Origin of the sequence: Mycobacterium sp. (genome assembly GCF_032159775.1) — a bacterium.
GTDB lineage: Bacteria > Actinomycetota > Actinomycetes > Mycobacteriales > Mycobacteriaceae > Mycobacterium.
On sequence record NZ_JAVHWK010000151.1, the window covers coordinates 1 to 10,164 of the forward strand.

At 65.1% G+C, this 10,164-nt stretch carries 8 protein-coding genes; 3 read left to right on the top strand and 5 right to left on the bottom strand.

The window, feature by feature from the left end; translation table 11 throughout:
- Positions 1-1,331: SDR family oxidoreductase (locus tag QOJ24_RS20670; RefSeq protein ID WP_526264627.1), on the top strand; the 1,331-nt coding region annotated here is incomplete at its 5' end.
- On the opposite strand, the gene QOJ24_RS20675 is transcribed toward QOJ24_RS20670, so the two are convergent.
- Positions 1,326-2,504, bottom strand: coding sequence for an FAD-dependent oxidoreductase (locus tag QOJ24_RS20675; protein ID WP_526264629.1), 1,179 nt, complete (start codon positions 2,502-2,504; stop codon positions 1,326-1,328). The genes QOJ24_RS20670 and QOJ24_RS20675 overlap by 6 nt on opposite strands.
- Before the next feature lie 352 nt (positions 2,505-2,856).
- Between QOJ24_RS20675 and QOJ24_RS20680 the strand changes: the two genes are divergently transcribed.
- Together QOJ24_RS20680 and QOJ24_RS20685 are read left to right on the top strand one after the other, a co-directional pair.
- Positions 2,857-3,051, top strand: a complete 195-nt coding sequence (locus QOJ24_RS20680) for a hypothetical protein (RefSeq protein ID WP_526264631.1) — start codon at positions 2,857-2,859, stop codon at positions 3,049-3,051.
- Between the two features lie 329 nt (positions 3,052-3,380).
- Entirely contained in the window at positions 3,381-5,648 is a 2,268-nt protein-coding gene (locus QOJ24_RS20685; protein WP_526264633.1) for an MMPL family transporter, read from the top strand.
- A 40-nt stretch (positions 5,649-5,688) separates the two neighbouring features.
- Here QOJ24_RS20685 and QOJ24_RS20690 read toward each other — a convergent pair whose 3' ends face one another.
- The 4 genes from QOJ24_RS20690 to QOJ24_RS20705 form a co-directional block, all read right to left on the bottom strand.
- Positions 5,689-6,780, bottom strand: a complete 1,092-nt coding sequence (locus QOJ24_RS20690; RefSeq protein ID WP_526264634.1) for a methyltransferase — start codon at positions 6,778-6,780, stop codon at positions 5,689-5,691.
- A gap of 32 nt (positions 6,781-6,812) precedes the next feature.
- On the bottom strand, positions 6,813-8,069 hold the full coding sequence (locus QOJ24_RS20695) for an FAD-dependent oxidoreductase (RefSeq protein ID WP_526264636.1): 1,257 nt from the start codon (positions 8,067-8,069) through the stop codon (positions 6,813-6,815).
- Positions 8,066-9,412 carry an FAD-binding oxidoreductase gene (locus QOJ24_RS20700; RefSeq protein WP_526264638.1) on the bottom strand — a complete coding sequence of 449 codons (1,347 nt, stop codon included), beginning with the start codon at positions 9,410-9,412 and terminating at the stop codon, positions 8,066-8,068. The genes QOJ24_RS20695 and QOJ24_RS20700 overlap by 4 nt, the downstream gene beginning before the upstream one ends.
- A 27-nt stretch (positions 9,413-9,439) precedes the next feature.
- On the bottom strand, positions 9,440-10,164 hold a 725-nt coding region (locus QOJ24_RS20705), incomplete at its 5' end, for an NAD(P)/FAD-dependent oxidoreductase (protein WP_526264640.1).

Here is a 10,164-nt window from a genome sequence, read left to right on the forward strand (position 1 = left end):
CCGCCAAGCGCCCGACATTCGCTGCGGTGCACGGCCGCGACGCCACCGAGGTGCACGCCCGCGACCTCACGCTGGACAAGTTCCTCGACGCCAATACACTGGCCGCCGCCCCGACCCTGGCGCCGCCGAGCGCCGAAGTCCGCACGGTTCTACTGACCGGAGCGACCGGATTCCTCGGCCGCTACCTGGCTTTGGACTGGCTGGAGCGGATGGACCTCGTCGACGGCAAGCTGATCTGCCTGGTGCGCGCCAAGGACGACGCAGCGGCCGAGGGAAGATTGGACGCCACGTTCGACAGCGGCGATCCCGAATTGCTGCGGCATTACCGGGAGCTGGCCGCCCGTCATTTGGAGGTCATTGCCGGCGACAAGGGCGAAGCGGATCTCGGACTGGACCAGAAGACCTGGCAGCGGCTTGCCGACACCGTCGATCTGATCGTCGACCCCGCTGCACTGGTCAACCATGTGCTCCCGTACAGCGAGCTGTTCGGCCCCAACGCCGTTGGCACCGCCGAGCTGATCCGCATCGCTCTCACCACCAAACAGAAGCCTTACACGTATGTGTCAACCATTGGCGTCGGCGACCAGATCGATCCGTCCACCTTCACCGAAGACGCCGACATCCGGGTCATCAGCCCGACCCGCAGCGTTGATGACAGGTACGCCAACGGCTACGGAAACAGCAAGTGGGCCGGCGAGGTGCTGCTGCGCGAAGCGAACGACCTGTGCGGCCTGCCGATCGCGGTCTTCCGCTGCGACATGATCCTGGTCGATACCACGTACGCGGGTCAGCTCAACGTGCCCGACATGTTCACCCGGTTGATGCTGAGCCTGGTGGCCACCGGCATCGCGCCCGACTCGTTCTACGAACTCGACGCCGACGGCAACCGGCCGCGCGCTCACTACGATGGGCTGCCGGTCGGCTTCATCGCCGACGCGATCGCCACCCTCGGTGCGCAGAACGTTGACGGGTTCGCGACCTACCACGTGATGAACCCCTACGACGACGGAATCGGACTCGACGAGTACGTGGACTGGCTTATCGACGCCGGCTGCCCGATCCAGCGCGTCCGCGGCTACGACGGCTGGCTGCAACGGTTCGACACCGCGTTGCGGGCACTACCGGATAAGCAGCGCCACGCGTCACTCCTGCCGCTGCTGCACAATTACCAGCGGCCCGAGAAGCCGTTCCGGGGATCCATCGCGCCGACAGACCGGTTCCGCACAGCCGTGCAGGAAGCGAAAATCGGCCAGGACAAAGACATCCCACACGTCACGGCGTCGATGATCGTCAAGTACATCACCGACCTGCAGCTGCTCGGACTGTTATAGGGCGGCGGGCAGAACGCTGTCACCGGGCACGAGCAGCCCGAACGGGGGGTGCTCGCCGACCTGCCAGGTGCCGTCCTGCAAGCTCCGACCTGCCTTGCGAGCCCGTTGCAAGGCACGCCGTGCCATCGACAACTGTTGGGTCTCCCAGCCCCTCAGCCGATCTGGGACGTGCCGTGCGGTGACGCCACGCAGTGCGGTCCCCAGCTGCCATGCATCGTCGGCAGCCTTCGCCGTGCCCACACCGATGTGTGGCCGCAGCGCGAACGCGGCATCCCCGATGAGGCAGCTCCGCCCGAAGGCCATTTGGGGCACTTCAAGGTCGACGATCACTTGGATGAACGGCTCGGCGGTTTGTTGGACAATTTCGGTGAGCGGCGAAGGCAGATCAGCCGCCAGCGCATACAGCTCATCGACGTGGCGGGTCTGCACCGATCCGGGTGGCACGCTCAGCTCTGTCCTGACACCATTGCGGCCGGTGAGCAGGTCCGTGAGTCGATCGCCCGGCGCGATGTTCTGATACCAGAGCCAGTTGAAAAGCGCAGAGCCGCGCGGACCCGGAATCGCGTAGGTCAGCAGGTGACCGTCGGGGAGGATCCGGTAGGTGAATGCGTCCAGCAGGAGGCTCGCTGAGCGGTCGCTGATTTCGCCGCCGTCGACAGTGCCGCGCCATGCCACGTACCCCGCGTAGCGGGGTCGGGCGTCTGGAACCAGTAGTCGGCGTCCGGTGGAACGGATCCCATCGGCACATACGACGAGGTCGGCTGCAAGTGTCTGACCGTCGGTCAATGACACTGTGGCGCCATCTGTCCGGTTATCCAGGTCCGCAAGCTCTTTCGAGAGGTGGTAGCGATCGGTACCGAATAGATCCAGCAACCCTCGATACAACTCCAGATACGATGCGAACCGGTATGCGCATGGCTGCTCGTCGGCGATTGAGCCGTCCGCGTCGAGATATTGAATCCTGCGGGCAGGCAGGCCGATGTCGCCAATTCGCTTGCCTGCACGCTCCACGAGATAGCGGACCGTGGTCGGGTGTACGACGATGCCGGTTCCGCGTCCCTCCAACGGATTCGGACTCCGTTCCAGAACGTCCACATCCCAACCCTGGTCCCGCAGAACCAGGGCCGCGGTGAGTCCGCCGAGCGACCCCCCGATCACAATGGCCCGCGTCATGTCTCCCAGGATTGCCGCTGCGCCGGCCTTTGTCGTTGGCGCTGGTCGCCAGTGCCGGCTGCCGCCAGCACTACCGTGCCATACCCACTAGCCGGGAAATGCTCGAAGTGGCTAAACAGCACGCACCGCAGGGCATTACATCGGCGAAGGATCTTAATACGCAGCCAGGCGCAAACCCCTACGTTGACCGTGCGCGCGGACTCCTTTGGTGTCCGCGGCGCGAATCTACGGTGCGCGTAGGCCGCGCTACCCCCGATCAACTGATCGATCGAGATCGGCATGTTCGAGAGATGGAACCCGCGGAGCGCCGCGTCGATCTCGTCGGATTTGGGTCGTTCTCTCACTGGCGTTGATGCGAGGTACCGATCCCGCGGACGTGACCGACGTGCTCATCCGCTATCCGGCGCTCCGCCACGACCACACCGCTCGAGTTCAACCAGGATCGAGGGCCAACGGGCTGAGAATGGACTCCGGGCAGGCCATCACTATCGGTCAACTTGGTGTACAGGACTACGACGTCGAGGCCGAGGTCCGCGCCATGCGGTGACGGTCTCATGAAAATCATGAGGGTCAGATGCATGGCCAAATGGACATGATTGTATGACCCACATCAGCATCCCAGACTCGGTGACCCTAAAGGTTGACTGGATGAAGACGGGCAGCCAACGCCCGAAGCCCCTGTGACACAGGTGCGTTGGCGACAAGCTTGCACCCCGAACGGTGCCCGCAGCTACCGAGCGGTCTCGCGTATTCGAGGTCTCGACGTCTGCGTGGCGCCGACGGGATGAACCCTGCGAAGCCGCCGTTCGTTTCACTATATGACCGAGAAATAGGTTGCCGCTGATCTTGCGTCCGCGGGCTTAAGGAGGACGCGACGTGCTGCAACGAATCGCATTGCTGGCGATTTCAGCGCCGCGGCGGGTCATCGCGGCAGCCGTATTGATCATGCTGGCAGCGGGAATCTTCGGCGTCCCGGTGGCCAAGAGCCTGTCCTCGAGCGGATTCCAGGACCCGAGTTCGGAGTCGGCCAGGGCGACACAACTGCTGACCGACAAGTTTCACCAGGGCGATATGCAGATGCTGATCACGGTCACCGCTCCGGATAGCGCCATCGGCCCGGCGGCCCGCGCGGTGGGTTTGAGCATTGTGGATCAGCTGAGGCGAGCACCGAATGTCGCCGCGGTGACGTCGGCGTGGAGCGCGCCGCCGCCGGCGGCGACGCGTCTGGTCAGCACGGATGGCAAGGTCGGACTGGTGGTCGCGGGTATCAGCGGCGGGGAAAGCGCGGCGCAGACAGCGGCCCAGACGCTGTCCGATGAGGTGGCGCGCGAACATCCTGTCGGGCCGACCGGTGTCATCGTCCGGTCGGGAGGGGCCGTCATGGTGAACGCGCAGATCACCTCGCAGTTGCAGCGCGATCTTCTGCTGATGGAGTCGATCGCCGTTCCGCTGAGCTTCCTCGTGCTGGTCTGGGTATTCGGTGGGCTGCTGGCGGCCGCGCTGCCTGTTGCGGTCGGGCTGATGTCCATCCTGGGCTCGATGGCCGTCCTGCGCTTCATCACCTTCAGCACCGATGTGTCGAACCTCGCGCCCAACCTCAGCACTGCGATGGGCCTCGCCCTGGCGATCGACTACACGTTGCTGATCATCAGCCGATATCGCGACGAACTGGCCGAGGGCGCAGACTCGAACACCGCCCTGATCCGCACGATGACAACGGCGGGGCGAACGGTGCTGGTCTCAGCGACGACCGTGGCGCTGTCGATGGCGGCGCTGGTCCTGTTCCCGATGCACGTCCTGAAGTCGTTCGCCTACGCCGGTGTCGCCACCGTTGCGTTCGCAGCGTTGGCAGCGGTGGTCGTTGCGCCTGCGGCCATCGTGCTGCTGGGTGACCGGCTGAACGCCCTGGATGTCCGACGGCTCGCGCGGCGCCTGCTGCACCGCCCCGACCCCGTACCCCGGCCGATCGAGGCGCAGTTCTGGTACCGGTCGACGACGTTCGTCATGCGCCGTGCCCTGCCGCTCGGCGTGGCCATTGTCGCGCTGCTGCTGGTGCTCGGCGCGCCCTTCCTCGGGGTGAAGTGGGGATTCCCCGATGACAGGGTGCTGCCGACGTCGGTGTCGGCGCATCAGGTCGGCGACCAGTTGCGCAACGACTTCGCCGACAACTCGGCCACCGCGGTCACCACGGTGATCCCCGACGCCGACGGCCTCACACGGGTCGACCTGGAGCGCTACGCCACTGAATTGTCCCGCGTCCCGGATGTTTCGGCGGTGTCCGCGCCGACGGGCACGTTCGTCGCCGGCGCCCGGGTGGGGGCGCCCTCGGCGGCCACCGGGTTGGCGCAGGGCAGCGCGTTCCTCACAGTCGACAGCACGGCCCCACTCTTCTCCGATTCCTCGCAGTCCCAACTCGACCGGCTGCATTCGGTACCCGGACCGGCGGCCCGCCCGGTCGAGCTGACCGGCATCGCACAGACCAACCGCGACAGCGTCGACGCCATCACGTCACGGCTGCCCGCGGTGCTGGGGCTGATCGCGGTGATCACCTTCGGACTGTTATTCCTGCTGACGGGCAGCGTCGTGTTGCCGCTCAAGGCACTGGTGCTCAACGTGCTCTCGTTGACCGCCGCGTTCGGTGCACTGGTGTGGATCTTCCAGGACGGGCACCTGGGTGCACTCGGAACGACGTCCACCGGAACACTGCCCGCCAACACTCCGGTGTTGTTGTTCTGCATCGCTTTTGGCCTGTCGATGGACTATGAGGTGTTCCTGCTGTCGCGGATCCGCGAGTACTGGCTGACATCGGGACGGAGCCGTGCCGACAACGACGAGAGCGTTGCGCTGGGGTTGGCTCGCACCGGCCGGGTGATCACCGCCGCGGCCCTGGTGATGTCGATATCGTTCGCAGCCCTGTTCGGCGCCCACGTGCAGTTCATGCGGATGCTTGGCCTCGGCCTGACGCTGGCCGTACTGGTCGACGCCACGCTGGTGCGGATGGTGCTGATCCCTGCCTTCATGCGCATGCTTGGGAAATGGAACTGGTGGGCACCAAAACCCTTGGTGTGGCTGCACGACCGCGTCGGCCTGCGCGAGGGGGAGAACGAGGAGTTGACTTCAACGACCCGGGCGCCTGTGGCGTAGCGATTGCCGAGACTCTCGCGTTCCGCTCGTGGTGACTACGCTATGCGGGCCTGGCTTCCACCACGCTGAGGGGTGAAGCGGTTTGCACGACCCGTGTCATCCGCAATCCGGCGTCGCCGAGCAGGTCGCGGTACTCGGCCGCTGTGCGCTCACGCGCGCCCAGATTCAACAGCATTTCCAGATCAACCCACTTTCCCGGGAAGTCTCGGTCGTGCTCGGGGATGACGAACTCGACCAGCAACACGCGTGCTCGCGAGCCGACTGCGGCGCGGACATTGCGCAGGATCTGTACCGCCTTCTCGTCGGGCCAGTCGTGAATGATGTTCTTGAGGATGTAGGCGTCTCCGCCGGACGGAACGCAGTCGAAAAACGACCCCTCAACGATCTGTATGCGGTCAGCGACACCCTGCGTCCGCAACACGCCGGGCGCGTCTGCGACGACCGACGCCAGGTCGTACAGGACGCCCCGAGACGCGGGCGCCCTTGCCAGGATGGCGGCCAGCAGCGGGCCGTGCCCGCCGCCGACGTCGACGATCCTCGGGTAGACACCGAAGTCGTAGCCGGCGACAACAGTTGCGTCCGTCAGCTTCGAAACACTCGTCATGGTCTGGTTGAAGAGTTCGGCAAGCTCAGGGTTCTCGGCGAAGTAGTCGAAGCTCTCCTTACCGCGCAATGCCGCGACGACCCCCTTCCCAGTTCGGATCGAATCCACCAGAAGGGTCCAGCGTTCGCGCTGCTCCTGCGACCCGTAGAAGCGCGCCGCCGACGTCATCGACACCGGTGCGTCGGAACGCAAAGTGTCGGCAAGGTTGTTCAGCTCATACCGCCCGTCGCGGCGATGCCGGAAAATACCCCGGCTGATCAGCGCGCGCATCAATCGGCGCAGTGCATCCGGGTCCGCGTTCACCCGAGCAGCCAACTCGTCGATGGGCAGCGGGCCGTCGGCGAGGGCGTCGGCGACTCCAAGTTGGGCCGCGACCGTGATCGCTTGCGAGGTCCAGCCGGCAATGATCATCTCGAACACGGCTGCCGGCGCGGGGGTCAGCCGTTGATGAAGCCGATACAAGTGGTGGCGAGTCCATTCGACAACGCGCGCCAGCTTGGCGGGTGGCACCTTGACGTTCGTCGACATCGACTGACCCTTCAGAGTCGTGGGAATGGTCATCAGCTGCGGACAAACTGGGTAGACAGGTCGCGGTTGACTTCCGCGGATATCCGGCGGTGGCTCAGCCAACGCATGAACGTCGTCATCGCCCATGTGCCAAAGGAATCCGAGATCATGGCGGCCGGCTTCAGCACCGACTCACTCTGCGACATCTGCCGTGATGTCACCCAGGACACTGCGGAAAGCCTGCGCCGCCTGGTCTTCTCGTACCGGCGTAACGCGCTCGAGAGGTCACCGGTGCTTCCGCTTGCTCCGTTCTGCAAATCCGACAGCGCCTTGCATAACACCATCGTGTCGAGGAGTGCCTGATTGGTCCCCTGCGCAAGGATGGGTGGCATCGTGTGTGCGGCATCGCCGAGCAACGTCACCGCGCCGCCCATGCGCGCGGTGCGAGGTATCGGATGCCGAAAATGCGGAAAGGGCGAAGGCGCCAAATCGTCATCGGTCAACGTCGCGAGTACTTCGTCGACCAAGTCAGACCATCCTGCGAAATTGGATCGGATCATGTCGATCGGATGTTCCGGCCTGACGAAGCCGGGCGACCACGGCAAGTCGAACCACCACTGAAGGTCGCAGCCGCCCGCGGGCCACAGGCCAAGGTTTCCGTGCGTGCCGATGATCTGCACTGCGACGTCCTTGTCGACGATGTCCGGAAGGGTGATCAGTCCCTGCCAGCTGCACCAGCCGGTCGGCTTCGCGGGTAGCGCACCGGCGAGATCTCGGATCTTCGAGTGCAGGCCATCCGCACCGATAAGCAGATCGCCTTCGGCCGAGCTACCGTCCTCGAACTCGATCCGCACCCCATCGCGAGTACTGACTGCCCCAACGACGCGGGAATTGCAGCGGATCCGGTCGGTAGGAAAGCCTGAAAGCAGACGGTCGAGCAAAACTCGGCGAGGGACCATCCGAACGGCTCCGCCCAGGCGGTCCACGATCGCTGAAACGTCGATATTGACCAGCCGACGACCGGTCGACGTCGCAATCCGCACGGTAGACAGCAGCTGACCCGCCCCGTCCATATCGACGCCAAGCTGATCCAGGACCGTCGAGCCGTTGGGCCAGATGGTCACCGCACCGCCACCGGACCGCATATCCGGCCGCCGTTCGAAGACCGACACATCATGTCCGTCTCGGAGTAGTCCTCGAGCGATGGAAATGCCTGCCACCCCGGCGCCGACGACGAGGATTCGAAGCGCGTTCGGTTTTGGGTTCCGCTCCACGCGTTCCCAGTCCGAATCGCGATGCCGCACGGTCATTTTCCTTCGCGGCCCATCCAGCTGTGGAAGCGTCCGTCCGGATCGTATACGGAACGCACCTTATCGAGGCGCGCCATGTTCGGTTCGGTGATGAACCGCGCCGGGCGCCTGCCGAGATTCTCGTCGGCGAGCGCGATGCCGGTCGCCAGATGCGACATCGCAGCCATGTTTGTGGCGGACCAGTCGCGGTACTTTTCGTCGTCGGCCGGATTCTGCCAGACGGTGTACAGCGCCATGTAGATCTCGTCCTCCAGGCCGTACACCTTGTCCGCGCGATCCGGTGATGCGTTCCAACCCGTGAAGATGAAGTGCGATGGGTGTGGCGGCATCGTTTCGATGATGCCGCGGATGCCCGGCAGCAGTTCGGCGGCCGATGCCGACGTGAACATGTTGTCGGCGATGTAGCGATACCCCTTGGGGTAGTTGGTCATCACGGCGGTGTACCAGTTCGCCAGCGTGGTCGGCATATAGGGAACACCGATCATCGCCTTGTGCGCAACCGGGCAGGTACCCAGCAGGGCAAGGGCTTTCGCCGCCTCCTCTTCCGATTCGGCGAAGACCGGCGAGGCGATCGTGATGGTGGGGTGGTCGATACCGGCTGCCGGATTGGCGCGCGTGGCCAGGATTTGCAGCTCGACCCGGTTGTCGACCTCCGAGCTGATTTCGCGTCCCCAGGTGTACACCTCGTCGACGAACTCGATCGGGTACATGTACAGGCAGGTGCCCACCACCGCCGGGCGCCGGTGAATCCGCAGTTTGAACGACGTGACCACACCGAAGAATCCCGGTCCCGCACCGCGAGCGGCCCAATACATGTCGGGGTGGTTCTCGGGGTCGCAGTAGATCCGCTCGCCGTCGGCGGTGACGACCTCGAGGCCGAGCACGCTCTCACAAGCCAGGCCAATCGCCGGACTGTTCCAGCCGTATCCACCCTGCAACAGGAAGCCGCCGAGGCGAATGCCCTCACAATGTCCCGAAGGGAAGAAGAGCCCTTGTGAGTCGAGTTCGGTGGCGAAGCCACTGGCGCTCTTGCCCGGGCCGACGTCCGCCGTCATTCCTGCCGTGTCAACCGTGCAGTGATCGAGGCGGCTGACGTCGAGCAGCAGTCCGCCGTCGCGCAGGTGACTGGCCGCCCAGCTGTGCCCCCCGGAACGCACGCCGACCTTGTGGCCATTCTCCCGCGCATAGCGGAGCGCCGCGATTACGTCGTCGGCGTCGTGGGCTTGCACGAGCACGTCGGGAAAGCGGTCAGGCAAGAGGCCGTTCCATACCGTTGCCCGACGGGCCTCCTCGTATCCGGGTGCACCCCGGAAGTAGGTCTTTTCGAGAGAAGTCAGAAGCATTGCGTCCCCTTGATGTCACGTGGCCGGCTAACCAGTGACACGGCTCTTGAGCAGCTTTCGTTCACCGGGGGTGGTTGAACTCACAGCGCCGTTGCAGGACCTGGTGCCCAGGTAGGCGGCGATATCACGGGCCAGGGGCGAGGCGGCGCGCCGAATCGCGCGCAGTGGGCCGTTGGGTGGAATGCCGTAACCGATCGCGAACATTCCGTCGCCGATGTGCGAGGCGAATCCGCCGGCTAGTTTGCCGTGTTCATCCAGCACGCCAAGGTGGCCGACCAAGCCGTCGAGATCCATGCTGAAGCCGGTGGCGGCGATGATCACCGCCGGCGATACCGCGCCGCCGTCGGCGAGGATCACCCGGTGGGGTTCGACGGCCTCCACGGCGGGGACGACCTCGACGCGGCCCGTACGTACAGCGGCGATGAGCTCGTCGGCCAGCGTGGGAATGCGGCCCGTCCGTTGCACCGTCGCCTTCAGCCCCGCAGGCGGTCGGTTGAACCCGTAGGCCGACAGGTCGCCCCACATCAGACGCTCGGAGAGCCCGATAATCGGATCGACCGCGCTCGCAGGCGCCCAGGCGAAGAGCTCGAGAAGGATGTCCGACGGAAGCGGCCCGATGGCACGCCGCACGAGATGCGGCGGTGTGCGAACCGCAAGCCAGATCCGGCGCGCGCCGTTGTTGGCGAGCTGGACGGCGATGTCGGCGGCCGAATTGCCTGCGCCGACAACGAGGACGTCGCGGCCGCGGAACG